Origin of the sequence: Streptomyces sp. NPDC053427, assembly GCF_044544985.1 — a bacterium.
GTDB lineage: Bacteria > Actinomycetota > Actinomycetes > Streptomycetales > Streptomycetaceae > Streptomyces.
Genome location: NZ_JBITYA010000014.1, coordinates 178,067 through 200,659 on the forward strand (window position 1 = coordinate 178,067; position 22,593 = coordinate 200,659).

Here is a 22,593-nt window from a genome sequence, read left to right on the forward strand (position 1 = left end):
TTCGTCACCTTGGCTCAGGTACAGCGCGCCAGATGGGCGTCCTCCGCCCCCCAGCTCCGTCCTCGGCACCCGCCCGAGCGCAGGGTGCCCCGCATGGCCCAGGTCTTCACCATGAAACGCGACGCCGGCGCCCGCTGTACGGCATCGTGGCGCGGGCTCCATCTGCCGTGTGGTGAGGGCCAGTTGGGGCGCAGTGGCCCCTTGTGACCGCCCGCCTCCGGCCGGTCGACCGCTCCCTGATCTGCGCGCGGCCGGATCCGTCGTACGAGGTATCGGGCGGCGGGCGGCGTCAGGATCCGCTGTCGCAGCCGCCGGACCGGCACCCGTGCATGCGTCACCTTCGCACCGGCACGGCACATGGACCCGCTGACGTCCACGGGCGTCCCGATAGCCGCTGGTAATTACTGATGAGCGGGATCGCCGCCGATGGCTCGGACGACCGACATAGGAACCGGGGTGATATGCGAAGATGGGAAATGGTTGTGCATCGGAACGAAGTGATGTCACCTTCACCCGGATGCTCCACTACCTCTTTCCAGGTTGGTGCGTTGAGCAGCTTGTCGCTCTAAGCGGCGCGTAACAGATCCCCGAATGCTGCTCAGTGAAGAGGTTCACAGTGAAGCTTGTATCAAAGGCTGTTGTCCTGTCCGCCGCCGCCGGTGTGGCCGTTGTGGGCGGGGCCGGAGTGGCCGCTGCCGGTGGCGGCGGCGGTGCCCACGCCGTTGGTGGCGCCAAGAACTCCCCCGGTGTCCTTTCCGGCAATCTCGTCCAGATTCCGGTCCACGTTCCGGTCAACGTCTGCGGGAACACCGTTGAGTTCGTCGGGCTGCTCAGCCCGGCGTTCGGTAACCGCTGCATCAACCGCTGACCGCTACCTGGCGTCAGACAGGGCCGGTACGTGCTCTCCGTACCGGCCTTTGCATGTCCGGTACGCGGCCCCCATCCGGAACTCGGCACTAATTTCCGGGACCCGGCAGCGTCCGCACCTCCGCTCGGATGCAGTGATATGTGTCTATGGGCATGTGGCATTTGGGTGAATGGGCGAAACCGCGTCCTCTGAGGCGAGTTGACCAGTGCGCTCCGGATACGGGGACTCCGCTTCGGGAAGGGTAAGTAGTGATCAAGAAGGTCCTGGCTGCGACGGCGGTAGCCGCCTCCGTCGTCGGAATCTCGGCGACAGTCGTCACCCAGGCGATGGCGATCGGTGATCGCAACAGCACCTCGACGGGCAACGGCAATGGCGTCCGGTCGGCGTTGGGTAATTCCCTCACGCATGGCAAGTTGAGCCCGCGGATGGAACTCATCCAGGGCTCGCTGAACAAGTCCTGCGTGGCCGTGCCGCTCAAGGCGAACGTCGCCCGTGCCTTCGGCTTCCTGTCGGGTGCGGCGCGGGGCGTCAATGCCCTGTCGTCGCCGCGGAAGCAGCAGTGCGCGGAGAACTCGACGCGGGCCAAGGGCGACGAGGCGCTGTCGCACATCGTGGACGACATTCCGGTCCCGGCCGGCAACGGAGTCCACAAACGCTGATCCGGTCATCGGCCGCACACCCGGGGCTGCCGGCTTCCTCCTTGCGGGCGGGCCGGGGCATGCGGCACCCCCTCTTACGGACCGTAGGGGAATTCTAGGTTCCCTTTTCGGTAGGAATTCGTATTCGGTGAGTCCCTCGCCTGTTCGAACTGCGGTAGTTTTCTCGCGTCGTATGCGCGGTGGCAATCTCCCGAAAGTGCTTTGCATCATTCGGGCGATTCTTCCAAAACTTTGCCGCGGGAGTTTCGTTGGCGAGGGGGAATTGTTACCAATAGTGGCAGCGGAGTTACGGGCGAGCAGGTATCCGCCCGTGCGACACGACGGTCGTGATCGCTACGGACCCGCTGCAGGAAGGGCTGAAAGTGAAGTACGCAAAGGTCGCTGCAGTTACGGCCGGCACGCTCATGGCAGTGGGCGCGGCTGCGCCGGCGTTCGCCGACGCGCACGCCAAGGGTGGCGCCAAGCACTCCCCCGGCGTGCTCTCCGGCAATGTCGTCCAGCTGCCGGTCCACGTTCCGGTCAACGTCTGCGGGAACACCGTCGAGTTCATCGGGCTGCTCAGCCCGGCGTTCGGCAACCGCTGCCTCAACCGCTGAACGCAGAATAATTCGAGCCAAGTCGCTCTGACCGGCCCCGGTACGCAGTCCATGCGTGCCGGGGCCGTCGGCGTTCGGCGGCGGTCACCGGAAACGGGAACGGTTCGCTTCTTTCGGGTGGCGTTGCCAAGAAGGCGGAACTTCGGAGTTTCTCCGGGGGGCGGGACTCGTTAGTCAGGGCGAAAGCGGTGATCCGAGCAGCGAAGTGTTTGCTCGCGCGGCGCTGGTGTCGCGAGCCCCTCAAGCACCGCCCCGAGAAGGGACAGCGAAAAAGTGAAGTACGCGAAGTCTGCCGCGATTGTTGCCGGATCTGTCATGGCGATCGGCGCGGCCGCCCCCGCTTTCGCCGCCGGCTCCACGGCCCCGCGCCCCACGACCCCGCGCATGAGCTTCAACGGCGGTCTGGCGGACGCGCTGAGCAACGAACGACTGGATGGCCGCCAGGTCGCGCCGCTGGTCAAGACGGTCAAGGACGCGGCGAAGACCGTGAAGGCCGGGCCCAAGAATTTCCTCCACGGCAATCAGGTCGACGGCACGCGGTCGCTGCTCGGCGGGCTGCCGCTCACGAAGTGATCAGTGGGTGGGTGTGATCTGAACTTCGCAGATTTCATCGATCTCGCCGACTTCGCCTTCTTTCCGGTGTGCCCGGTGGATTACGTCGGTGGTTTTCCTGCGGAATCCCAGGTCGGCCGGGCCCCGAGGCGACGGTCACGGGCATCCGGGCTCGCTGGACAAGCCCCGCGTCGCTCCGGCCGCCGAGGGGAATGTGGCCGGTGCCTCGCGTCGTGGTCGCCCGCAAGGTGCGGTCCTGGACTTCGCTGTCGCTGTGCAGTCCTCGCCGCAGAACCAGCAGTGCATCGAGAAAGTCCACCCGAGCCAAGGTTGACGAGCCGTTGTCGCACATTGTCGTCGACATCCCGGTCCTTTCCGGGAACGGCACGGGAAACCGCTGACCGGCCGGATAGTGCCCGGGTCGCCCAGACCTCCTTCTTCTGGGCGACCCGGGTTTTTTGCTGCGTATGCGTGTGATAATCGGCGGGCGAAATGCAGAATTGTTATTCGGTCGTGACCGGACCGGGTCGCTCTCTTTCGTTGTTCAAGGCGTGTGGAGGGACGCATGCCAATGCCCTTGCGAGATTGATGGGGTTGCCAGGGCATTGGCATGCCGGTCGGCGACGTGAACGCCGGAACAGCGGAATCGGGCCCGCGTCGCTGTCGGCGACGCGGGCCCGGTGACGTTTCCGGGTCAGGTGATTCCGCCGGAGAGTCTGGGCAGTGTCGGCAGGCCCGGGAGATCGGGGGCCGGCAGTCCGCCGAGCGTAATGCTGACGATGACGTTTGCCAGCGCGGTGATGCTGCTTGCCGCGGCGCTGGTCACCGTGGCCGGATCGCCGGCCGAAATCGCCTTGAGCAAGGCATCGACCCTTGCCTGGAGGCCGGTCAGGGCGTCGGCCCGCAGATCGGTGGCGGCCTTTTGGCTGCCGGGCTTCGAACCGTTGCCGGGCCGTGAACCGTTGTCGGGCCGTGAACCGTTGTCGGGCTGTGAGATGGACGGCGTCGAGGGAATTGCGGGCGAGGCCTGCTGGGCGGCGCTGATGGCGTTTCTGATGGCCGTGGTGTAGGTGGCCAGTTGATCCGGGGTGAGTCTGCCGCTGTCGGCGGATGCCAGGACGTCATTGATCAGGTCGGTCACCGGTTTGAGCACTCCGGAGATATCGCCCAGGTTTTTGGCCTGGGCTTTGAGGGGACCGGTGTTCGGCAGTGGGGCCCGATGCGCGGAGGCGCCGGTGGAATGTTCCGGGTCGCCCATGGACGCGATGGCCTCTCCCGCGGCGCCCACCGCGAGGGCTCCGCACGCGGCGGCGGAGATGAGCAGACCGGCCTTCCGGGAGATGCGCATGGCAGGTTCCTTTCCCGTGCTGTGCGAAGGAGCCGCGCGGTGCGGGGGACTCATCGCCACCCTGCGAACGGAATTGACGGTCTGCAAGATCTGGTGCGGCAGATGGGCGAGGCGGCGTGGTCGGAAGTCCCAATGACGGCTTATGGGCAGGCGCAATTCCCTCTGTTCGGGTGAGGGTGCGGAACTCGCGCCCGCGTGGGGGTTGGTGGAAGGGGGCTCCCGTACCGGGAGTTCCCTCTCCCGAAGGGTTATGCGCAATGACGAGGACGTGCGCAATGACGAGGACGTGCGCAATGACCAAGACGTGCGCAATGACGAGGACGATGGCGGGTGCCGTCGGGGCGTCGCCGCCGGCTGGGATCTCCGCGGCGGCCGTGCCGTAGGGGAGGGGGCCGGTGAACGGCACGGCAGCGGTTCGCCCGCCGTGCGGGCCCGTCGCGGAGGAGCCGGGGTTCGGCGGCCGGCCGAGCGGGTCCGGCGGGCCGCTCGGCCTGGGCCGCCCGGCCGAGGCGGTCATCGGCATCGCCGGACGATTCGGCCGCGCGCCGTCGTCTCTGCGCCGCCGGGCGGACTGCGGCTGGAAGCCGCCCGGCGGGCGTGCGACGGGTTGTGTGGATCAACGCATGAAGCCCGTGTCCGGCACGGGAAGGATCGTTCTTTCGCCCGTTGGTGGAGACCCCTCTGTCAGGGGCCCGACGTGGCCTTGGGGTGCGGTTCGGGTGCGGTGTGTGATCCGGGAGACCGTACGGCCGGAAACTGGCAAAATTGCATTAAACCCGTAAGGGGAAGCCTCGGGCGAAGCTGCAAACAGAAGCCACAAGCAGAAGCAGCAAATGGAAGCCGCAAAGCCGACTGATCGGTGAGGTGTGGGCCATGCGTATCGCACTGGCGCAGACGGACTGCGTGCTGGGTGAGGTGCCGGAGAATATCGGCATCGCCCAGGAGCAGATCAAGCAGGCGGCGGAGCAGGGCGCCGAGCTCGTCGTTTTTCCCGAACTGAGCCTGCACGGTTATCACTTGGGGGCGCTCAAGCGCGATACCTCCATCGAGTCGCGCGATCCCCGGCTCCTGGAGCTGAGCATCCTCGGGCCCGATGTGCTGGTCGGCCTGCACGAGCACACCGTTCTGCGGGCGTACAACACCTCGGCGTACTACGCGGAGGGGGCGATGGTGCATGCGCACCGCAAGCTCTATCTGCCGAACTACCTTGCGTGGGAGGAGCGCAAGCACGTCAGTCCGGGCCAGTCGATGCGCGCGTACGACCTGTCGAAGTCGGCGAGCGGCGGGCGGGGCGCCACGCTGGTGTGCAATGACGCGTGGCAGCCGGTGCTGCCGTGGCTGGCGGTGCAGGACGGCGCCGAGGTGCTGTTCGTGCCGACCAACAGCGCGGCGAGCCTGGACCCGGAGGCGATGGACACCGTTCTGTACTGGGACACGCTGCTGTCCTATACGGCGCGGATGCTGCAGTGCTGGGTGGTGTTCGTCAACCGGGTGGGGAACGAGCACGGCGCCACGTTCTGGGGCGGCTCGCGGGTGGTGGATCCGCGGGGGACGGTGGTGGCGCAGGCGCCCAAGTGGGAGCCCGCGCTGGTCACCGTGGACATCGATCCCGCCGAGGCGCGTCGGCAGCGGCGCGCGGTGCCGCTGGTGGCCGAGGCCCGGCTGGGGCTGGTCGACCGCGAGGTGCGGCGGCTGATCGACGAGGGCGGGGACAGCTGAGGGCAGGCGGGGCGGGGCGGTCGGGACCGGACGGGGCGCGGGTCGGCCAGGGGGCGGCCGCGGCCGTCAGCGGCTGGGGGTGGACTCCGGGCGGGGCGTCTCGGCCGGGCGCTCGTCCTTGAGGGCCTTGGCCTCGGACTTGAGGATGCGCATCGACCGGCCGAGGCCGCGTGCCATGTCCGGGACCTTCTTCGAGCCGAAGAGCAGGACGAGGACCGCGAGGATCAGGAGGAGGTGCCAGGGCTCGAAGGCGTTGCGGAGCATGGTCGCTCGCTTTCGTCGGGTGATGCCTGGGGACGGTCTGTCCAGTATTACCCGAACGGTCCGGCCGCCCGGTCCAGGGGGCGCCCCTGGGCCCGGACGGCCGGGGGCGGCTACCAGCTGGACTTGCGCACGCCCGGCAGATGGCCCTGGTGGGCCCCTTCGCGCAGCCGTACGCGCGAGAGCCCGAAGGCGCGGAAGTAGCCGCGCGGGCGGCCGTCGATGCTGTCGCGGTTACGGACCCGGGTGGCGCTGGCGTCCCGCGGCTGGCGGGAGAGCTCGCGCCGGGCGGCGAAGCGTTCCTCCTCGGGCGTCTGCGGATGGCGGAGGACGGCCTTGAGGACGGCCCGCCGGGCCGCGTAGCGCGCGACCGTGGCGCGTCGCTTCTCGTTCTTGGCGATCTTGCTCTGCTTGGCCATCAGACCTTCTCCCCCCGGGCGCGGATCCGGGCGACGGCCGCCTCGATCCCGATCGTGTCGACGGTCCTGATGCCCTTGGCGCTGAGCGTGAGCCGGACGTGCCGGCCCTCGCTCTCCAGCCAGTAGCGCTTGCGCTGGATGTTGGGGTCGAAGCGGCGTGGGGTGCGGCGGTGCGAGTGGGAGACGGCGTTGCCGAAGCCGGGCTTGCGGCCGGTCAGCTGGCAGTGGGCGGACACGATGCGGTCCTTTCGATGGCCGGGGCCCCGAGGGAGCCCTTATTGAAAATGGAAACCATTTGCGTATACTACCTGCATGGCCCGCAACGAACTACGCCCGGTCGTCAAGCTCCGGTCCACCGCCGGCACCGGCTACACCTACGTGACCCGCAAGAACCGCCGTAACGACCCCGACCGCCTGGAACTGCGCAAGTACGACCCGGTCGCCGGGCGTCACGCCACCTTCCGAGAGGAGCGCTGAGGACAGTCATGAAGCCTGGAATCCACCCCGCGTACGGGCCGGTCGTCTTCCGTGACCGGGCCGCCGACTACGCCTTCCTCACCCGCTCGACCGCGACCAGCGACAAGACCGTCGAGTGGGAGGACGGGAACACCTATCCCGTCATCGACGTCGAGATCTCCTCGGCGAGCCACCCCTTCTACACGGGCACCGCCCGGGTGATGGACACCGCGGGCCGTGTGGAGCGGTTCGAGCGCCGTTACGGCACGTCGTCCGGTCGTCGCGGGGCCCGCTGATGGATCCGCTCGACATCGTGCTGGTGGGCGGGTTGCACGCGGATGCGCGGCGGGCCGCCGTCGAGCGGCTGCTGCGCGCCGTGCCCGGCAGCGTCGCCCTCCACCACGACCTCGCCTCGGCGGCGGACGGCACCGTGCGGCGCACGGTCCGCGACGCCGGCGGGACGCTCGGCACCGGCGACGCCCCGCTGGTCAACGACTGCGCCTGCTGTGCGCTGCGCGAGGACCTGGTCCCCGAGCTGGAGCGGCTGGCCGCGGGCGGGACCTGCCGGCTGGCGATCGTGGAGCTGTGGGACTCGGTCGAGCCGCAGGCGATGGCCGAGGTGGTCACCGCCTGCGGCAGCGAGAACCTTGCGCTGACGGGGGTGATCACGGCCGTCGACCCGGCGCTGTTGCTGCCGTACCTGGGGTGCGGCGACGACCTCGCCGAGGCGGGGCTCGCCGCCGCGGCCTCGGACCGGCGCACCGTCGCCGACACCTGGGCGCGGCAGCTGGAGTACGCACCGGTCCTGGCGATCGCGGAGGGGGAGGAGGCCGCCGAGCCCGCGGACCTCGCCCTGCTGGCGCAGTTGCATCCCACGGCCCGCCAAGTGCCCGTCGCCTCGGGGGAGTTGGCGGCCGTCGCGCGGGCCGGGTTCGATGTGGAGGCGGCGGCGGCGCGGCAGCACCCGGCCTGTGCGCTGCTGCCGCAGGAGGCCGACGCGGAGGGCATCGGCACGCTCGTGTGGCAGCACACCCGGCCCTTCCACCCCGAGCGGCTCTACGCCGCGCTGGAGGACCTGACCTGCGCGGCCGCGCGCAGCCGGGGCCGGTTCTGGCTCGCCGACCGCCCGGACACGCTGCTGTCCTGGGACGCGGCCGGCGGCGCACTGTGCGTGGAGAACGCCGGGCCGTGGCTGGCCTCGCTGCCGGACGCCGCCTGGGAGATGGTGCCGCCGATGCGGAGGGCCGCCGCCGCGCTGGACTGGCACCCCGAGCACGGCGACCGTGCCCAGCATCTGGTGTTCACCTCGCCCGGACTGGACCGCGAGGGGCTGAGTTCCCTGCTGGAGTCCTGCCTGCTCACCGACGCCGAGTACGCGGGCGGCCCGCCGGCCTGGAGGAGCCTGCCGCCCGCCTTCGACCAGCTCCTCGACCCCGTCCCGTAGAACCTGCCGCGGGCCGGCCGCGGCCCGTGCGCCTACCGGCCGTCCCGCCGTAGGGATCCGCCCGCCGCACTCGTGAACCCGCAGCACCCGTGAAGGAAGTCCCTCATGCCCCGTCGGCACGACCCCCGCCACAGGACCACCCCCCGCCCCAATCCGCTGGACGCGGCGGGTATCACCTCCCTCGACTACAAGGACACCGATCTGCTGCGGAAGTTCCTCTCGGACCGCGGCAAGATCCGCAGCCGCCGGGTCACCCGGGTCACCGCGCAGCAACAGCGGCAGCTGGCCCGTGCGATCAAGAACGCCCGGGAGATGGCGCTGCTGCCGTACGCCTCTCGATGACGGGTGGGAGATCCCCCGCGGATGACGCGTAGGGGCCTCCTGCGCCTGTTCGGACGGCCCGCCCTTCTCTAGGGCGGGCCGTCCACGGCTTTCCCGCAGGCGATCACCGGACGCCAGACCCCGGAACCCGAAGGACCCGGCGCCCGTCTCTTCGTCGTCCACGTGGGCGTCCACGAAGGCGTCCATGAGGGTGTCCATGAGGGCTTCGAGCCCGTCGGCCGGTGCCGGGTGCGGGCGCACCGCATCATGAGGGGCGGGCGGGGGTCGATTGTGGCGGAGCGTTCGGGGAAGGCGCTCGACGAGCTGTGACCGGTGCGGCACGCCCTGTCGTGCACGTGCATCTGCGCATGCATCTGCATGTGAACACAGCTATGATCCCCCGCAGTTGACGCCCTTTCTCACTGGGAGAGCCCTGTGCCCGACGCATACAACGGCATGGCCGCAACGGATCTCCGCGATGCGGCCTGGCAGAAGAGCCGGCACAGCAATTCCCAGGGTTCCTGCGTGGAATTCGCGAAGCTTCCCGGGGGCGAGATCGCGGTACGCAACTCCCGCTTCCCGGACGGCCCGGCGCTCATCTACACGCCGGCCGAGGTCGAGGCGATGCTGCTCGGCGTCAAGGACGGGGAGTTCGACCACCTCGTACGCGATTAGGGGCGCAGGTCCGACGTCCGATGTCCGATGTCGGACGTCTGGCCCTGTGAAGCGCGGTCGCGCAGGGGCGCCCTGCGCGACGCGGTACGCACGACGGAGGCCCTGTCCGGGCGGAGCGCTTTCCCGCGCCGCCGGGCAGGGCCTTGCATACGAGCACCGCGGTGCCCTTCTCCGATCCCCGGTCCTCCGGCTTCCCGGTCCTCCGGTTCCACGGTCCTCCCGTACTACGGCAGCCGGAACTGGGCCCACACGATCTTGCCGTGCATCGCGCCGGTCAGGCGGTGCCAGCCCCAGCTGTCGCTGAAGGACTCCACCAGGTAGAGCCCGCGGCCCGATTCCGCGGCCGAGTCGGCCTCCCCGGCGACCGGTGAGGCATCGCTGGGGTCGCGCACGGCACAGATGAGCCGGGAGGACCAGCGCATCAGGTGGAGCCGGGTGGGCGAGGCGCCGTCGGCCGCCTCCGGCATGCGGGGTTCCGGGACCCGGGCCTCCGTGGCGAGGACCGCATGCCGCAGGGCGTTGGTGACGAGCTCGGAGACCACCAGGGCGACCCCGTCGAAGAGTTCGTCCAGGTCCCAGTCCTGAAGGGTTTCGCGGGTGAACTTCCGTGCACCGCCGACCGATTCGTAGCGCGGTGCGAGCGTGCAGGACGCGGATCCGGAGACGGACAAGGGGTCGACGGGAGGAAGGCCCTGCCATAACGGCTCGAGCATGGTCAAAACCCTGGTCCCCATGCGAGGCACTCCTGGCGTTCGCGGACGTCATGACCCTGGCCGGTCAGCCGGATCTGGCGGATCTTTCACGAGCGAGCATGCGTGCGACGCCTATCGTTCCCAATGACCACGACAGATGCAAGGGCAAATGCACGTGCACGCGCCGTGATTGCGTGGATCCAGGCGATATCGCGCCGATATTTCCTCCGACTTCGTGTGGAGGGCTTGAGGGGAAGTCACATATCAGTAACCGCACGAGCACTCAACGAAGCGCGAACGTGGCAGACTGCGGCGCACCATTGGACGGGGTGGGGTCACAGGAGGGTCTGAGAGGTGTCCGAAGGTGAGTCGAGCGGGTCGGTGGTGCGGCGCATCCTGCTGGGGGCGCAGCTCCGCAGGCTTCGTGAATCGCGCGGCATAACCCGCGAGGCGGCCGGCTACTCGATCCGTGCGTCGGAATCCAAGATCAGTCGCATGGAACTGGGGCGGGTGAGCTTCAAGGCGCGGGACGTGGAGGATCTCCTCTCGCTGTACGGGGTCGGGGACGAGCAGGAGCGCGATGCGCTGCTCTCCCTCGCCCGAGAGGCCAACGCGACGGGCTGGTGGCACAGTTACACCGATGTGCTGCCCGGCTGGTTCCAGACATATGTCGGCCTGGAGGGTTCGACGTCCCTCATCCGCAACTACGAAGTCCAGTTCGTGCACGGGCTGTTGCAGACGGAGGGCTATGCGCATGCGGTCGTCGAGAGCGGCATGCCCGGCGCCGGCACCGCCGAGATAGAACGCCGGGTCGCGCTGCGGCTGGAGCGGCAGAAGCTGCTGCTGGCCGAACGGCCGGCGGAATTCCACTGTGTGCTGGACGAGGCGGCGCTGCGCCGTCCGTACGGTGACCGCGAGGTCATGCGCGAGCAGTTGCGGCATCTGATCGATGTGTCCGAGCGGCCGAATGTGCGCCTTCAGGTCATGCCGTTCAGCTTCGGCGGGCATGCGGCGGAGAGCGGCGCGTTCACCATGCTCGGCTTCCCGGAGACGGGTCTGCCGGACATCGTGTATCTGGAACAGCTGACCAGCGCGCTGTATGTGGACAAGCCCGAGGAAGTGGCGCACTACGCCAGGGCGATGGACCGCCTCCAGGAGGAGGGGCCGAATCCGGCCGAGAGCCGCGACCTGTTGCGTGGTCTACTCCAACTCATGTAACGCGTGAGTAGGATGAAAAACCATCAGGAGTCAGCACCCCCCAATGCGGCGCCCTGAGCGCCCTGTTCTCCAGATCGGGATGGCATGTCCTACTTCGACGAGTTGGCGTATCAGTTCATCGACGGCGAGTGGCGCTCCGGCAGCGGCTCTTGGGACATCGTCGATTTCAATCCTTATAACGGCGAAAAACTGTCCTCCATAACCGTGGCCACGGTCGAGGAGGTCGACCAGGCCTACCGCGCCGCCGAGCGCGCCCAGCGGGAGTGGGGCGCCACCAATCCGTACACCCGGCGGCTGGTCTTCGAGCGGGCGCTGCGGATCATCGACGACCGCGAGGAAGAGCTGGGCGCGGCGATCGCCGCGGAGGTCGGCGGGACCCTGGCCAAGGTGGGCTTCGAGCTGCATCTGGTACGGGAATTCCTGCGCGAGGCGATGCAGCTGGCGCTGCGCCCCGAGGGCCGGATCCTGCCCTCGCCGATCGACGGCAAGGAGAACCGCCTCTACCGGCTCCCGGTCGGTGTGGTGGGCGTCATCTCCCCCTTCAACTTCCCCTTCCTCCTTTCCGTCAAGTCCGTCGCGCCGGCCCTTGCGCTGGGCAACGCCGTCGTCCTCAAGCCGCACCAGAACACCCCGATCTGCGGTGGCGGTCTGGTCGCCAGGATCTTCGAGGAGGCCGGGCTGCCGGCCGGGCTGCTGAACGTCGTGGTCACCGACATCGCCGAGATCGGGGACGCGCTGATCGAGCACCCGGTGCCCAAGACCATCTCCTTCACCGGCTCGGAGAAGGTCGGCCGCCATGTCGCGACGGTCGCCGCCGCGAACTTCAAGCACGCGATCCTGGAGCTGGGCGGCAACAGCGCGCTGGTCGTCCTCGACGACGCGGATCTCGACTACGCCGTGGACGCCGCCGTCTTCAGCCGCTTCGTGCACCAGGGCCAGGTCTGCATGGCCGCCAACCGCGTGCTGGTGGACCGGGCCGTGGAGCGGGAGTTCACCGAGAAGTTCGTCGCCAAGGTCGCGTCCCTGAAGGTCGGTGACCCGACGGATCCGGGGACGCACATCGGGCCGCTGATCAACGAGGGCCAGGCCGAGGCCATCACCGCCCTGGTGGACCGGGCGGTCGCCGACGGTGCCGCCGCGCTCGTCCACGGCGAGACCCGGGGCACGCTGGTCGGGCCGAGCGTGCTGAGCGGCCTGCCGGAGGACTCTCCGCTCCTGGCCCAGGAGATCTTCGGCCCGGTCGTGCTGCTGATCCCGTTCGACGGGGACGACGAGGCCGTACGGCTCACCAACGCCACGCCGTACGGGCTCAGCGGCGCCGTGCACACCGCGGACATCGAGCGCGGCGTGCGGTTCGCCAAGCGCATCGACACGGGGATGATTCACATCAACGACGGCACGGTGCACGACGAGCCGATCGTGCCGTTCGGCGGCGAGAAGAGCTCCGGGGTGGGGCGGCTGAACGGTGACGCGATGGTGGAGGCGTTCACCACGACCAAGTGGATCTCGATCCAGCACGGCCGCTCGCGGTTCCCGTTCTGAGGGCTGGGCCGGGGCCAGGACGGCAAGTAGGAAGCAAGCTGTCCTACTTGGCCCTTACGTTGGTCATGTCGGAAGGCGGGCGGCGCGGGGCCGTTCGCCGCTGGACGTCATGAAAGGCGGCCGTTATGCCCACTCATGTTGTTGCCGAGGCCCATGGTGACGAGCGCGGTGCCCTGCTGAGCTTCCTGGAGGCGCAGCGCGGCGGCGTGCGGCGGGCCGTCCTCGGGCTGACCGAGGAGCAGGTCGTCGAGCGGCCGAGCGCCAGCGAGCTTTCGCTGTTCGGGCTGGTCAAGCATGTCGCGCAGGTCGAGGAGAACTGGCTCGCGATCGCCGCGGGGAGCCCGGGCCCGCTGGACGCGGAGAAGTTCGGCCGGAGCTTCGAGCGGGAGGACGACGAGACGCTGGCCGGTGTGCTGGCCTACTGGGAGCGGACCGCGAAGGAGACGGACGAGTTCCTCCGCGCGGTGCCGAGCCTGGACGACACCTTCGCGCTGCCGGAGGCGCCGTGGTTCCCGCCGGACGCCCGGCAGTCGATGCGCTGGCTGGCGCTGCACCTGATCGAGGAGGTCGCCCGGCACGCCGGTCACGCCGACATCGTCCGCGAGTCCCTCGACGGCAAGACGGCCTTCGTGCTGGTGGACGAGGAGCGGAAGGCGCGCGAGGGGTAGCGGCGGGCGTCCGCTTTCCCCGCAGCAGGCCGGCGCCGAACGGCTCGGGTTCGGCCCGGTTCGTCGCCGGCCGGGCCCGTCTAGTCTGTGGGCAGGACGGGCTGTGAGGGATTGAGGAGACGATGTCGGCGATCCGGCTGCTGGTGTTGGGTGCCGTGCGGCAGCACGGGCGGGCGCACGGCTATCAGGTGCGCAACGACCTGGAGTACTGGGGCGCCCATGAGTGGTCCAACGCCAAGCCGGGCTCGATCTATCACGCACTCAAGCAGATGGCGAAGCAGGGGCTGCTGGTCGCCCATGACGTCGCGGCCAGTACCGCCGGCGGCCCGCCCCGTACCGAGTACGAGCTGACCGGGGCGGGCGAGGCGGAGTTCTTCACGCTGCTGCGCGCGGCGCTCTCGCGGCACGACCAGAAGGCCGATGTGCTGAGCGCCGGGATCGGCTTTCTGCTGGATCTGCCGCGGGCCGAGGCGGTGGCGCTGCTCAAGGAGCGGGTGCGCGGCCTGGAGGAGTGGCGGAGCACGGCCACCGAGTACTACACCCCCGAGGAAGGGCCGGGTCGGCTCGGCCATATCGGCGAGATCATGAACATGTGGGTGTGCTCCGCGGACAGCGGCGCGGAGTGGACTCGGGGGCTGATCGAGCGGATCGAGGGCGGCGCGTATGTCTTCGCGGGGGAGGGCGAGCCGTTCGTCGGGGTGCTGGCGGAGGGGCAGGAGAACCCGTATGCCGAAGGGGCGCGACGGCGACGGTAGTCAAAGTTGACTACTTGCTTCCTGGTGGGCGGCCCGGCATGCGGAGTCTCCGGCGGTGGGGCGCCGAGCAGGTCGCCCGGGGCCTTTCCGGGGGCCATCCGGTGACGCTCGGGTGAGGGTGCGGGGCGCCGTGCCGTTCCGGCCGGGGCGCGGCCGCAAGCTTGCGGTGGACCGGAACGGATGAGGTGGGCCGGGTGAATCCTTGGGCCGCGGTGGCGGCGGGTGCGGTGGTCTCGGGGTATGCGGCGCTGTCGCGGCGGCTGTCCACGACGGCGGTTTCCGGGCCGATGCTGTTCGTCGCCTGCGGGATCGCGATCGGACCGCTGGGGCTGGATCTGATCACCCGCAGCCAGGATGCCGAGCTCACCCGCACGCTGCTGGAGAGCGCGCTGACGCTGGTGCTGTTCACGGACGCCGCCGCGATCCGGACCGGGGACCTGCGGCGGGAACGCTTTCTGCCGGTTCGGCTCCTGACGGTCGGGCTGCCGCTGGCCATGGTGCTGGGGTGGCTGACGGCCTGGCTCGTCCTGCCGGGCCTCGGCGGGTGGGAGCTTGCGCTGGCCGCGATCATCCTGGCGCCCACCGACGCGGCCCTGGGGGAGCAGGCGATCGCGGACCGGCGGGTCCCGGCGCTCGTCCGGCACGGCCTGAGCGTCGAATCGGGCCTGAACGACGGCCTGGCCCTGCCGTTCTTCGTGCTGGCCCTCGCCGCCGCGGCCGGGGGCCACGGCGGGCACCGGGGTCCGCTGGCGACGTTCCTCCTGGCCCTCGTGGTCAGCGCCGCCATCGGGCTGGCGGCCGGGTGGCTGGGCGCGCGGCTGCTGCGTGGTTCGGCGGCGCGAGGGTGGAGCACACCCGACTGGCGCCAGGTGCTGGTTCTCGCGGTGCCGGTGGTCGCCTACGCGGCGTGCGACCTGGTCGACGGGAGCGGGTTCATCGGGGCCTGGACGGCGGGCCTGGCGTTCGGGGCCGGGGTGCGGGCCGCCGCCTTGTCCGCAGGCAGCCCGGGAACGGCCGATGCGGACACCGGTCACACCACCGAGTTCACCCACCGCTTCGGCGCGCTGCTGACCGCACTGAGCTTCCTGTTCTTCGGCGCGCTGGTCCTGAGCCCCGCCCTGACCCACCTGAACTGGCGGATGGTGCTGTACGCCGTGCTCAGCCTCACCGCGATCCGGATGCTGCCCGTCGCCGTCGCCCTGGCCGGTACGAGGCTGCGCGCGCCCACCGTGGCGTACGTCGGCTGGTTCGGGCCGCGCGGGCTGGCCTCGGTGGTGTTCGGGCTGCTCGCCCTGGAGGAGCAGTTGCCCGGCGGGGAGCTGCTCGGCGGGGTCGTCGCCGTGACCGTGGGGCTGAGCGTCTGCGCACACGGTGCCTCGGCGGCGTACCTGGGCGCCCGCTACGGCGCCTGGTCCGCCGGGTCCCCGCCCCGTGGAGCGGCCGGCGACGGCGTCGCATGACCCGGGCGCCCGTGAGCTTTCCTCCCCGCCGTCCGGGGGGCGTCACGCGCGGGAGGTGCCCGCCGGGTCCGGCGCGGCGGTCCTCGTGCACAGGGCGGGCGGGCCCTCAGTGGTGGAAGGCCGTCGCCACGTTCTCCGGCCGTTGCAGCGGGCCCGGCTGTTCCCGGAGTTCGGTCAGGAGCTGTTCCAGGTCCGCGAGGAAGAGGTCGGCCAGGTCCTGGGAGAAGCCGTTGCGGCAGACGATGCGGAGGACGGACAGGTCCTCGCGGTTCGGGGGGAAGGTGTACGCGGGCAGCAGCCAGCCGCGTTCCTTCATCCGCCGGGAGACGTCGAACACGTCGAAGGCCTGGACGTCGTCGGCGGTCGTAAAGGCGAAGACCGGCAGCTCGTCGCCCCTGGTGAGGAGGCGGAAGTCGCCCAGCGACCGGATGCGTTCGGCCGTCGAGCGGGCCACGGCCCGGGTGGCCTGCTGTACGGCGCGGAAGCCGGACCGGCCCAGTCGCAGGAACGTGTAGTACTGGGCGGCGACCTGGGCGCCGGGGCGGGAGAAGTTGAGGGCGAAGGTCGGCATGTCGCCGCCCAGGTAGTTGACGCGGAAGACCAGCTCTTCGGGGAGCGCTTCCTGGTCGCGCCACAGCGCCCAGCCGACGCCGGGGTAGACCAGGCCGTACTTGTGCCCGGAGGTGTTGATCGAGGCGACCCGTGGGAGGCGGAAGTCCCACTCCAGGTCCGGGTCGAGGAACGGCGCGATCATGGCGCCGGACGCGCCGTCGACGTGCACCGGAATGTCCCAGCCCTTGCGTTCCTGGAGGTCGTCGAGGGCGGCGCAGATGTCGGCCACCGGCTCGTAGGACCCGTCGAAGGTCGAGCCGAGGACGGCGACGACGCCGATGGTGTTCTCGTCGCACAGGTCGACGGCGGTCTCCGCGTCGAGATGGAAGCGGTCGCCCTCCATCGGCACCTGGCGCGCCTCCACCTCCCAGAAGTTGCAGAACTTCTCCCAGCAGACCTGGACGTTGGCGCCCATGATGAGGTTGGGCCGGGCCGAGCCCGGATACCGGTCCTGGTTGCGCTGCATCCAGCGTCGCTTCAGGGCCAATCCGGCGAGCATGCAGGCCTCGCTGGAGCCGGTGGTGGAACAGCCGACGGTCGATTCCGGGGCGGGGGCGTGCCACAGGTCGGCGAGCATGGCCACGCAGCGGCGCTCCAGCTCGGCGGTGCGCGGGTACTCGTCCTTGTCGATCATGTTCTTGTCGCGGCACTCGGCCATCAGGACGCCGGCCTGCGGCTCCATCCAGGTGGTGACGAACGTCGCCAGGTTGAGCCGGGAATTGCCGTCCAGCATCAGTTCGTCGTGCACGAACTGGTAGGCGGCGTGGGGGGCGATGGGGGCGTCGGGCAGGGTGTGCCGCGGGGGCGAGGAGGTCATGCCCGACACCGGGTCGGCCTCGCCGTAGAAGGGGTTGACCGAGTGGCCGGCGGACCGTCGGTCGCGGTCGGATGCGCCTTTGTGGAGGGTCATGTCCGCTGTCCGTCCGTCAATGTGCCGGGGGGAGACCGGACTTGATGGCCCGGGTGAATTTCACGACGCGTTTCGCCTGGATGCGTGCCGCGGTGCGGGCTTCGTCGTCGACCGGGACGTCCGGGCCGCCGACGTGCGAGGTGCCGTACGGATTGCCGTCCGTGAACTTCGCCGGGTCGGTGTATCCGGGGGTGACGAGGATGCCGCCGAAGTGGTGGATGGTGTTGTAGAGGGCGAGGAGGGTGGATTCCTGGCCGCCGTGCTTGGTGGCGCTGGCGGTGAAGCCGCTGTAGACCTTGTCGGCCAGATGGCCCTGCTGCCAGTGGCCGCCGAGGGTGTCGATGTACTGCTTGAGCTGCGAGGTCACATTGCCGAAGCGGGTCGGCGTACCGAAGATCACCGCGTCCGCCCAGAGCATGTCCTCGGCCGTCGCCTCCAGGACGTCGGCGGTCGCCCTGACGTTCGCCGCCCACGCGGGATTCGCCTCGATCGCCACCTGCGGCGCCAGCTCGGCCGCCCTGCGCAGCCGCACCTCCGCCCCCTCGTGCTCGGCGGCGTCCGCGATCACCCGGGCGAGTTCGGCGATGGTGCCGGTCGAGGAGTAGTAGATGACGGCTACGTGCACCGGCGGGGAGTGGGGCGGGGGCGGGTCCGGGGACATGGGGCACCTCCTCGCCTCGACGATAGGGGCGTAGCGGAAGCCCGGCCTCCAGGGTTCGGCCAGAGGAGGGGGGCCCGGGACGGATGCGTGGGGCGGGGCGCGGAGGTCAGCGGGCGAGCGGCTCGCCGGTGACCGCCGGGCGCACCGTGCCGAGCATCAGGTCGAGGAACCGGTCGGGGCGGCGGAAGGACGCGAAGTGGCTCGCGTCCTCGATGAGCGCGAAGTCCTTGACCGGGGCGGTGACGTCGTCGAAGAACCGTCGGGCCGGCTCGGACGGGGTGATGACGTCGCGATCGCCCTGGAAGAGGAAGAACGGGATGCGGAAAGCGGTGCCCTCGGCCCATTCGTCGATCGTCACGGTCTCGGGCACGATGCGCTCGGAGAAGTTCATGGCCTTCATGTACGTACCCAGCTCGCGGAGGGTGTGCAGCGGCGAGAACCACAGCGAGCGGAGCACCACGGTCTTCATCGTGTCGAAGGTCAGCGGGTCGGAGGTGACGAGGAGCTTGTTGTACCGCGTCCACTGCTCGGGGCTCCAGGCCGACTTGTCGGGGCCCATCGCGGTGACGGTCGCCAGCTCCTTGCGCTTGCCCGCCGCCCGCAGCCGGTCCATCAGCGCCCGGTACGCCGCGCGCTCGCGCCCGCCGGCGTTGATGTTCTGGTCGGTGCCGACGTAGGCGGAGTACAGCTCGGGCCGGCTGCGGGCCAGGCGCAGCCCGAGGACGGAGCCCAGGGAGTTGGCGACCAGCAGGACCTTCTCGACGCCGAGCCGGGCGCGGACGTGCTCGGTGACCTCGAGGGCGTCGCGCTGGAGCCGCGCCAGGCTCATCTCGCCCTGTCCGTCCGGGCCGGTGCGGCCGAAGGTCCGGCCGGCGCCGCGCATGTCCCAGCGCACGAGGGTGAAGTGCCGTTCCCAGGCGCGGGTGCGCGGGGTGAAGGCGAGGTTGGAGGCGCCGGGGCCGCCGTGGATCTCCAGGATCACCGGGTTGCGGAGGTCCTCGCCGCGGATCGAGATCCACTGGTCGATGCCGCCGATGCGGACGAAGCCGGCTGCGTCGATGCCGTTCGGGCTCGTGATGCGGAGCTTCTTGGTGTGGGCGGCGCGCTTGAGCTGTCGATGGCCCAACAGGCCGGCTGCGGGCGCGGCGACGACGACGGCGGAGGCGATGGCGAGAGTGCCGAACATGAGTGTTCCCCCTAAACTGTTTATGCGCTAAGCGATGAGGTTTAAGGTATATACAGTTGGTGAGGGCGTCAACCCACCCCGCGCCGCAGCACCGACAGGGAGGACCGTCATGGCCAGGACCGGCACAGCCCGGGGAAGCAAGGGAGCCAAGGGGGGCAAGGAGAAGGCGCGCGACCTGCGCACGAGCGTCGCGCTGCTGTGGGGCGAGCAGGACCAGCCCACCCGCGGCCCCAAGCCCAGCCTCACCCCCCGCCGCATCGCCGAGGCCGCCGTGGCCCTCGCCGACGCCGAGGGCCTGGATGCCGTCTCGATGAACAAGGTCGCCGCGGAGTTCGGCGTCTCGGCGATGGCCCTGTACCGCTACGTACCCGGCAAGGCCGAGCTCGTCGAGCTGATGGTCGAGGCCGTCAGCTCGGAACGCCCCGATCTCACGGCCGCGGGCCCCGGCTGGCGGCCCCAGCTCGAGGAATGGGCCCGCCGGTCATGGGCCGTCTACCGGGACCACCCCTGGCTGCTCGCGGCCACCGCGATGCGCCGCCAGGCCATGGGGCCGGGCCAGCTCGGCTGGCTGGACGCCGCGCTCGCCGCCATGGAACCGACCGCCCTGACGGCCGCCCAGCGCCACCAGGTGTTCCTCCTGATCGTCGGGCTGGTGCGCAATCTCGCCCAGCAGACGGCCGACTTCGACGAGGACCACGACCAGGAGTGGAACCGCCTCACCGGCGAACTGCTCGACCGCCACGCCGACCGCTTCCCCGCCCTGACCAAGGCCCTCGCCCAGGGCGCGTTCGCGTCGCCGCCGGCCGACCCGCTCGCCTTCGGCCTGGAGCGCATCCTCGACGGCGTCCAGGCGCTCATCGACCACGCCGAGGAGGCCTGACGGCCCGGCGGCCCCAGCCGGCAGGGGACGGCCCGTTCCCCGCTACCGCACGAGGGCGCGGGTCAGCTTCATCAGGCGCGCGCGGGCGTCGGCGTCGTAGGCCTGCTCGTGGGCCCGGCTGTCGGTGAACCGGTCGAAGTAGTGGCCCGTGGTGGACGCCAGGTCCGGGTCGGTGAGCAGCCGTACGGTCGGCCGTACGCCCTCCTCGACGGTGGTCGCCGGGGTGAGGCCGTACTCGCGCACCCCGTGCGTGTCCATCAGATGCGCCGGGTGCAGGGTGTTCACCGTGACCCCGGTGCCGTCCAGCTCGGCGGCGAGCTCGAACGTCGCCATGATCAGGGCGAGTTTGCTGCGGCAGTAGGCGCGCAGGCCCTCGTAGTCCCGCTCCAGCATGACGTTGTCGAAGTCGATGGCTTCCTGGCCCATCGAGGCGACATTGACGACGCGGGCGGGCGCCGAGGCGATGAGCAGCGGTAGCAGATCGCGGGTGAGGGCGTACGGGGCGAGGTGGTTCACGGCGAAGCGGAGTTCGTGGCCCTGCCGGCTCAGCTCGCGCCGGAGCGGGTCGGCGCCGCCGCCCGCGACGGCGTTGTTGATCAGCCCGTCGAGCCGGGGCTCGGCCGCGCGGATCTCCGCGGCCATCGCGTGCACCTGGTCGAGGTCGGCCAGGTCGGCGAGGTAGGTGCGGACGGTGGTGGCCGGGGCGGTGTCCCGTACCTCGGCCGCGACGGCGTCGAGGCGGGCCCGGTTGCGGCCGTGCAGCAGGAGAGTGCCACCTCGTGCGGCGAGGTCGAGGGCAAGGCCGCGGCCCAGGCCCTGAGTTGCGCCGGTGATCAGTGTGGTGTGTTGGCTGCTCATGCGGCCAGTGTGGTGCTCCGGCGCCGTACGAGGGCGTGCGCAATGCGCCTGGTGTTGCCGCCACCGGGCTCCGGTTTCGGGCCGGCGGCCCCGCCCGGGGACGCGGCATAAAGGTTGCGACAAGAACGATCCCGGCCCCCGCTGTGAAGATCACCGCGCTTCTACGCTGATACGCCACGGCGCCTTTCTGCGTTGTGTCGTCACCATGCCTGGGAGCGGAACGGGGATACGCATGCCCAATAACGAATCGTTAGTGGACGCGGCGGCTCTTTCACAGCTGGCGAAGAGCTTCGATGCCTATGGCTCGGACCTGGAGACCTATCTGAAGGAATTCCAGGCCAAGACCGACTCCGAGGTGATTCACGATGGATTCGGCGTACTCACCGAATCCGAGGAGGTGACGTCCGCGTACATCGAGATGTCCAATGACATGGTCGAGTCGCTGCATGCCCTGCGCAAGCACCTGGACCACCTCGGCGACGGGCTGCGCACGGTCCAGCACAACGCCACGGCGACCGACGAGTCCCTGGCGACCGGCTTCGACCAGGGCCGTCACGCATGAGCGGCGACGAGTCCGTAGCGGAGCAGGTCTTCGAGGCCGGACTGGAGATCGTCAACCCCGGTGGCGATCCGGACGTCCTGCGCTCGGCCGCCAAGGGCTGGCGGGACCTCCACGAAAACCTCCGGAACATGTTCCAGGACATGGACCGCGAGGTGCAGCGGACCCTGGAGTCCCACTGGCACGGCCCCGCGGCGGACGCCTTCGCGGAACACTGGAAAAGCCTCGATGCGGCGATGGACAAGACGCTGCCGCAATTGCCCGCGGCGGCAAAAAGCCTCGATGAGGCCGCGGACGCCATCGAGGAGATCAACGCCGAGATCCACGAGATCTATCTGGAGATCGGCATCTCCATCGGCGTCTCCGTCGGGCTGTCTTTTCTGACGATGGGTTTCTCGGCGGCCGCGGGGGCCGCCCGAGCCGCTCAACTCGCGGCCAGGGCCGCCAAGCTCGCGAAAACGCTCGGCACCATTCTGCGGAAGGTCGGCGAGGCGTTCAAAGTCGTCTCCCGGCTGGCGAAGGAGCACCGTTTCCTGAAGAACGTGCTGGTCAACTGGACCAGCAACACCGGCGGCACCGTCATCACCAACGCCCTCACCGGCCAGGAGACCAACCTGGGGGACGCGGTCTGGCAGGGCGGGCTCTCCGCCGTCGTCGGCACGGGGCCGGGGCTCGCCGCCGCCCGCGGGCTGACCAAACTGGGCCGACCGCTGCTCGGTGACATTGTGGGCGGCGCCACAGGGAGCATGGCCGGCGGGATGGCTGTCGACGGGGCGAAGAACCTCGACAACGACTCGTCGAACGACGTCGGCTGGGGCGACCTGGGCTGGGATGCCGTGGTAAACGGGGCCGGCGGCGCCGCGGGCGGCGCCGCCGTGCACGGCGCGAACACCCAACTGCCACCCGGGAGGGAAGGCCCGCACTTCTCCGTCGAAGGCCCGGCCCAGGGAATCATCTACGGTGGCGCCGGAGCCATCGGCAAGCCAGTGCATGACTTCTTTTGGCCCGAGGAGGAGGATGCGGCGAAGAACGAAGCCGCCGATGCTCCACAAGGTCCGAAGAACGGTTCAGTGAAGGACGTTTTCGGGTGAGGGAGCGGGACGTGGGAACCGCCGCGGCAACGGTGCTGGCCTGGGCCGGTGCCGTGGCGTTTCTGGTCTGTCTGCTGGTACGGAAGATCGCGCCGTATCCGCGCTGGGATCTGCTGGCCTGTCTGGCGCTCTCGGCGGTGGCGTCCCTTGCGTGGTGGCTGCGGGCCACTGGACGTTGGCGTT

General features: G+C 69.9%; 27 protein-coding genes and 1 pseudogene. 19 read left to right on the forward strand and 9 right to left on the reverse strand.

What is annotated here, in order from left to right; all coding sequences use genetic code 11:
- The first annotated feature begins 616 nt into the window (after window positions 1-616).
- The 5 genes and pseudogenes from ACIGWZ_RS33465 to ACIGWZ_RS33485 form a co-directional block, all read left to right on the forward strand.
- Window positions 617-868 carry a chaplin gene (locus ACIGWZ_RS33465; RefSeq protein ID WP_400070688.1) on the forward strand — a complete coding sequence of 84 codons (252 nt, stop codon included), beginning with the start codon at window positions 617-619 and terminating at the stop codon, window positions 866-868.
- Window positions 869-1,116: 248 nt separating this feature from the next.
- Window positions 1,117-1,527 (forward strand): rodlin, encoded by a 411-nt coding sequence (locus ACIGWZ_RS33470; RefSeq protein WP_400070690.1) that lies wholly within the window; start codon window positions 1,117-1,119, stop codon window positions 1,525-1,527.
- Between the two features lie 362 nt (window positions 1,528-1,889).
- Window positions 1,890-2,123, forward strand: coding sequence for a chaplin (locus tag ACIGWZ_RS33475; RefSeq protein WP_400070692.1), 234 nt, complete (start codon window positions 1,890-1,892; stop codon window positions 2,121-2,123).
- Window positions 2,124-2,396: 273 nt separating this feature from the next.
- Window positions 2,397-2,696 (forward strand): hypothetical protein, encoded by a 300-nt coding sequence (locus ACIGWZ_RS33480; protein WP_400070693.1) that lies wholly within the window; start codon window positions 2,397-2,399, stop codon window positions 2,694-2,696.
- A 253-nt stretch (window positions 2,697-2,949) separates the two neighbouring features.
- Window positions 2,950-3,076 (forward strand): annotated as a pseudogene (locus ACIGWZ_RS33485) (RdlA protein); the annotation flags it as partial.
- Between the two features lie 293 nt (window positions 3,077-3,369).
- On the opposite strand, the gene ACIGWZ_RS33490 reads toward ACIGWZ_RS33485, so the two are convergent.
- Window positions 3,370-4,023, reverse strand: coding sequence for a hypothetical protein (locus ACIGWZ_RS33490; RefSeq protein ID WP_400070695.1), 654 nt, complete (start codon window positions 4,021-4,023; stop codon window positions 3,370-3,372).
- 873 nt (window positions 4,024-4,896) lie between these two features.
- On the opposite strand from ACIGWZ_RS33490, the gene ACIGWZ_RS33495 reads away from it, so the two are divergent.
- Window positions 4,897-5,742 carry a nitrilase-related carbon-nitrogen hydrolase gene (locus ACIGWZ_RS33495; RefSeq protein WP_400070697.1) on the forward strand — a complete coding sequence of 282 codons (846 nt, stop codon included), beginning with the start codon at window positions 4,897-4,899 and terminating at the stop codon, window positions 5,740-5,742.
- Window positions 5,743-5,808: 66 nt separating this feature from the next.
- On the opposite strand, the gene tatA is transcribed toward ACIGWZ_RS33495, so the two are convergent.
- The 3 genes from tatA to rpmB form a co-directional block, all read right to left on the reverse strand.
- Entirely contained in the window at window positions 5,809-6,006 is a 198-nt protein-coding gene (gene tatA, locus ACIGWZ_RS33500) for a Sec-independent protein translocase subunit TatA (protein WP_400070699.1), read from the reverse strand.
- Window positions 6,007-6,116: 110 nt separating this feature from the next.
- Window positions 6,117-6,422: a 30S ribosomal protein S14 gene (gene rpsN / locus ACIGWZ_RS33505; RefSeq protein WP_400070701.1), complete on the reverse strand. Its 306-nt coding sequence runs from the start codon at window positions 6,420-6,422 to the stop codon at window positions 6,117-6,119.
- A complete protein-coding gene (gene rpmB / locus ACIGWZ_RS33510) occupies window positions 6,422-6,658 on the reverse strand; it encodes a 50S ribosomal protein L28 (protein WP_400070703.1) in 237 nt (78 codons plus the stop codon). Before rpmB ends, rpsN begins: the two co-directional genes overlap by 1 nt.
- A gap of 76 nt (window positions 6,659-6,734) precedes the next feature.
- Between rpmB and rpmG the strand changes: the two genes are divergently transcribed.
- From rpmG to ACIGWZ_RS33535, 5 genes are all read left to right on the forward strand, one after another.
- The gene (rpmG, locus tag ACIGWZ_RS33515) at window positions 6,735-6,899 is read left to right on the forward strand and encodes a 50S ribosomal protein L33 (RefSeq protein WP_400070705.1); all 165 of its coding nucleotides are present in this window, start codon (window positions 6,735-6,737) and stop codon (window positions 6,897-6,899) included.
- An 8-nt stretch (window positions 6,900-6,907) separates the two neighbouring features.
- The gene (locus ACIGWZ_RS33520; protein ID WP_400070708.1) at window positions 6,908-7,174 is read left to right on the forward strand and encodes a type B 50S ribosomal protein L31; all 267 of its coding nucleotides are present in this window, start codon (window positions 6,908-6,910) and stop codon (window positions 7,172-7,174) included.
- The gene (locus ACIGWZ_RS33525; RefSeq protein ID WP_400070710.1) at window positions 7,174-8,322 is read left to right on the forward strand and encodes a GTP-binding protein; all 1,149 of its coding nucleotides are present in this window, start codon (window positions 7,174-7,176) and stop codon (window positions 8,320-8,322) included. The genes ACIGWZ_RS33520 and ACIGWZ_RS33525 overlap by 1 nt, the downstream gene beginning before the upstream one ends.
- Before the next feature lie 105 nt (window positions 8,323-8,427).
- On the forward strand, window positions 8,428-8,664 hold the full coding sequence (gene rpsR, locus ACIGWZ_RS33530; RefSeq protein WP_400070712.1) for a 30S ribosomal protein S18: 237 nt from the start codon (window positions 8,428-8,430) through the stop codon (window positions 8,662-8,664).
- Between the two features lie 414 nt (window positions 8,665-9,078).
- Window positions 9,079-9,318 (forward strand): DUF397 domain-containing protein, encoded by a 240-nt coding sequence (locus tag ACIGWZ_RS33535; protein WP_400070714.1) that lies wholly within the window; start codon window positions 9,079-9,081, stop codon window positions 9,316-9,318.
- A gap of 224 nt (window positions 9,319-9,542) precedes the next feature.
- Here ACIGWZ_RS33535 and ACIGWZ_RS33540 read toward each other — a convergent pair whose 3' ends face one another.
- Entirely contained in the window at window positions 9,543-10,052 is a 510-nt protein-coding gene (locus tag ACIGWZ_RS33540) for an ATP-binding protein (protein ID WP_400070716.1), read from the reverse strand.
- Window positions 10,053-10,364: 312 nt separating this feature from the next.
- On the opposite strand from ACIGWZ_RS33540, the gene ACIGWZ_RS33545 reads away from it, so the two are divergent.
- The 5 genes from ACIGWZ_RS33545 to ACIGWZ_RS33565 all read left to right on the forward strand — a co-directional run bounded on the left by ACIGWZ_RS33545 (window position 10,365) and on the right by ACIGWZ_RS33565 (window position 15,653).
- On the forward strand, window positions 10,365-11,228 hold the full coding sequence (locus ACIGWZ_RS33545) for a helix-turn-helix domain-containing protein (protein WP_400070717.1): 864 nt from the start codon (window positions 10,365-10,367) through the stop codon (window positions 11,226-11,228).
- 84 nt (window positions 11,229-11,312) lie between these two features.
- Window positions 11,313-12,770 carry an aldehyde dehydrogenase family protein gene (locus ACIGWZ_RS33550; RefSeq protein WP_400070719.1) on the forward strand — a complete coding sequence of 486 codons (1,458 nt, stop codon included), beginning with the start codon at window positions 11,313-11,315 and terminating at the stop codon, window positions 12,768-12,770.
- A 125-nt stretch (window positions 12,771-12,895) separates the two neighbouring features.
- Window positions 12,896-13,438: a DinB family protein gene (locus ACIGWZ_RS33555; protein ID WP_400070721.1), complete on the forward strand. Its 543-nt coding sequence runs from the start codon at window positions 12,896-12,898 to the stop codon at window positions 13,436-13,438.
- A 122-nt stretch (window positions 13,439-13,560) separates the two neighbouring features.
- Entirely contained in the window at window positions 13,561-14,193 is a 633-nt protein-coding gene (locus ACIGWZ_RS33560; RefSeq protein ID WP_400070723.1) for a PadR family transcriptional regulator, read from the forward strand.
- A 194-nt stretch (window positions 14,194-14,387) separates the two neighbouring features.
- Window positions 14,388-15,653, forward strand: coding sequence for a cation:proton antiporter (locus tag ACIGWZ_RS33565; protein ID WP_400070725.1), 1,266 nt, complete (start codon window positions 14,388-14,390; stop codon window positions 15,651-15,653).
- 106 nt (window positions 15,654-15,759) lie between these two features.
- On the opposite strand, the gene ACIGWZ_RS33570 is transcribed toward ACIGWZ_RS33565, so the two are convergent.
- The 3 genes from ACIGWZ_RS33570 to ACIGWZ_RS33580 form a co-directional block, all read right to left on the reverse strand.
- Window positions 15,760-17,175 carry a glutamate decarboxylase gene (locus ACIGWZ_RS33570; RefSeq protein WP_400070727.1) on the reverse strand — a complete coding sequence of 472 codons (1,416 nt, stop codon included), beginning with the start codon at window positions 17,173-17,175 and terminating at the stop codon, window positions 15,760-15,762.
- A gap of 16 nt (window positions 17,176-17,191) precedes the next feature.
- A complete protein-coding gene (gene wrbA / locus ACIGWZ_RS33575; RefSeq protein WP_400070729.1) occupies window positions 17,192-17,836 on the reverse strand; it encodes an NAD(P)H:quinone oxidoreductase in 645 nt (214 codons plus the stop codon).
- A 106-nt stretch (window positions 17,837-17,942) separates the two neighbouring features.
- Window positions 17,943-19,022, reverse strand: a complete 1,080-nt coding sequence (locus ACIGWZ_RS33580; protein WP_400070731.1) for an alpha/beta fold hydrolase — start codon at window positions 19,020-19,022, stop codon at window positions 17,943-17,945.
- 109 nt (window positions 19,023-19,131) lie between these two features.
- Here ACIGWZ_RS33580 and ACIGWZ_RS33585 point away from each other — a divergent pair, with 109 nt between their 5' ends.
- The gene (locus ACIGWZ_RS33585) at window positions 19,132-19,902 is read left to right on the forward strand and encodes a TetR/AcrR family transcriptional regulator (RefSeq protein ID WP_400070733.1); all 771 of its coding nucleotides are present in this window, start codon (window positions 19,132-19,134) and stop codon (window positions 19,900-19,902) included.
- 42 nt (window positions 19,903-19,944) lie between these two features.
- Here the strand turns inward: ACIGWZ_RS33585 and ACIGWZ_RS33590 are convergent, their stop codons facing one another.
- A complete protein-coding gene (locus ACIGWZ_RS33590) occupies window positions 19,945-20,760 on the reverse strand; it encodes an SDR family NAD(P)-dependent oxidoreductase (protein WP_400070735.1) in 816 nt (271 codons plus the stop codon).
- A 232-nt stretch (window positions 20,761-20,992) separates the two neighbouring features.
- Here ACIGWZ_RS33590 and ACIGWZ_RS33595 point away from each other — a divergent pair, with 232 nt between their 5' ends.
- Together ACIGWZ_RS33595 and ACIGWZ_RS33600 are read left to right on the forward strand one after the other, a co-directional pair.
- Window positions 20,993-21,322 carry a hypothetical protein gene (locus ACIGWZ_RS33595; protein WP_400070737.1) on the forward strand — a complete coding sequence of 110 codons (330 nt, stop codon included), beginning with the start codon at window positions 20,993-20,995 and terminating at the stop codon, window positions 21,320-21,322.
- Window positions 21,319-22,410, forward strand: a complete 1,092-nt coding sequence (locus ACIGWZ_RS33600) for a WXG100 family type VII secretion target (protein ID WP_400070738.1) — start codon at window positions 21,319-21,321, stop codon at window positions 22,408-22,410. Before ACIGWZ_RS33595 ends, ACIGWZ_RS33600 begins: the two co-directional genes overlap by 4 nt.
- Window positions 22,411-22,593: the final 183 nt, after the last annotated feature.

Coding starts and splice junctions, on each gene's coding strand:
- ACIGWZ_RS33490 (WP_400070695.1), bottom strand. CDS start 4,023: ATGCGCATCTCCCGGAAGGCCGGTCTGCTCATCTCCGCCGCCGCGTGC.
- ACIGWZ_RS33495 (WP_400070697.1), top strand. CDS start 4,897: ATGCGTATCGCACTGGCGCAGACGGACTGCGTGCTGGGTGAGGTGCCG.
- tatA (WP_400070699.1), bottom strand. CDS start 6,006: ATGCTCCGCAACGCCTTCGAGCCCTGGCACCTCCTCCTGATCCTCGCG.
- rpsN (WP_400070701.1), bottom strand. CDS start 6,422: ATGGCCAAGCAGAGCAAGATCGCCAAGAACGAGAAGCGACGCGCCACG.
- rpmG (WP_400070705.1), top strand. CDS start 6,735: ATGGCCCGCAACGAACTACGCCCGGTCGTCAAGCTCCGGTCCACCGCC.
- ACIGWZ_RS33520 (WP_400070708.1), top strand. CDS start 6,908: ATGAAGCCTGGAATCCACCCCGCGTACGGGCCGGTCGTCTTCCGTGAC.
- ACIGWZ_RS33525 (WP_400070710.1), top strand. CDS start 7,174: ATGGATCCGCTCGACATCGTGCTGGTGGGCGGGTTGCACGCGGATGCG.
- rpsR (WP_400070712.1), top strand. CDS start 8,428: ATGCCCCGTCGGCACGACCCCCGCCACAGGACCACCCCCCGCCCCAAT.
- ACIGWZ_RS33540 (WP_400070716.1), bottom strand. CDS start 10,052: ATGGGGACCAGGGTTTTGACCATGCTCGAGCCGTTATGGCAGGGCCTT.
- ACIGWZ_RS33550 (WP_400070719.1), top strand. CDS start 11,313: ATGTCCTACTTCGACGAGTTGGCGTATCAGTTCATCGACGGCGAGTGG.
- ACIGWZ_RS33555 (WP_400070721.1), top strand. CDS start 12,896: ATGCCCACTCATGTTGTTGCCGAGGCCCATGGTGACGAGCGCGGTGCC.
- ACIGWZ_RS33560 (WP_400070723.1), top strand. CDS start 13,561: ATGTCGGCGATCCGGCTGCTGGTGTTGGGTGCCGTGCGGCAGCACGGG.
- ACIGWZ_RS33570 (WP_400070727.1), bottom strand. CDS start 17,175: ATGACCCTCCACAAAGGCGCATCCGACCGCGACCGACGGTCCGCCGGC.
- wrbA (WP_400070729.1), bottom strand. CDS start 17,836: ATGTCCCCGGACCCGCCCCCGCCCCACTCCCCGCCGGTGCACGTAGCC.
- ACIGWZ_RS33580 (WP_400070731.1), bottom strand. CDS start 19,022: ATGTTCGGCACTCTCGCCATCGCCTCCGCCGTCGTCGTCGCCGCGCCC.
- ACIGWZ_RS33585 (WP_400070733.1), top strand. CDS start 19,132: ATGGCCAGGACCGGCACAGCCCGGGGAAGCAAGGGAGCCAAGGGGGGC.
- ACIGWZ_RS33590 (WP_400070735.1), bottom strand. CDS start 20,760: ATGAGCAGCCAACACACCACACTGATCACCGGCGCAACTCAGGGCCTG.
- ACIGWZ_RS33595 (WP_400070737.1), top strand. CDS start 20,993: ATGCCCAATAACGAATCGTTAGTGGACGCGGCGGCTCTTTCACAGCTG.
- ACIGWZ_RS33600 (WP_400070738.1), top strand. CDS start 21,319: ATGAGCGGCGACGAGTCCGTAGCGGAGCAGGTCTTCGAGGCCGGACTG.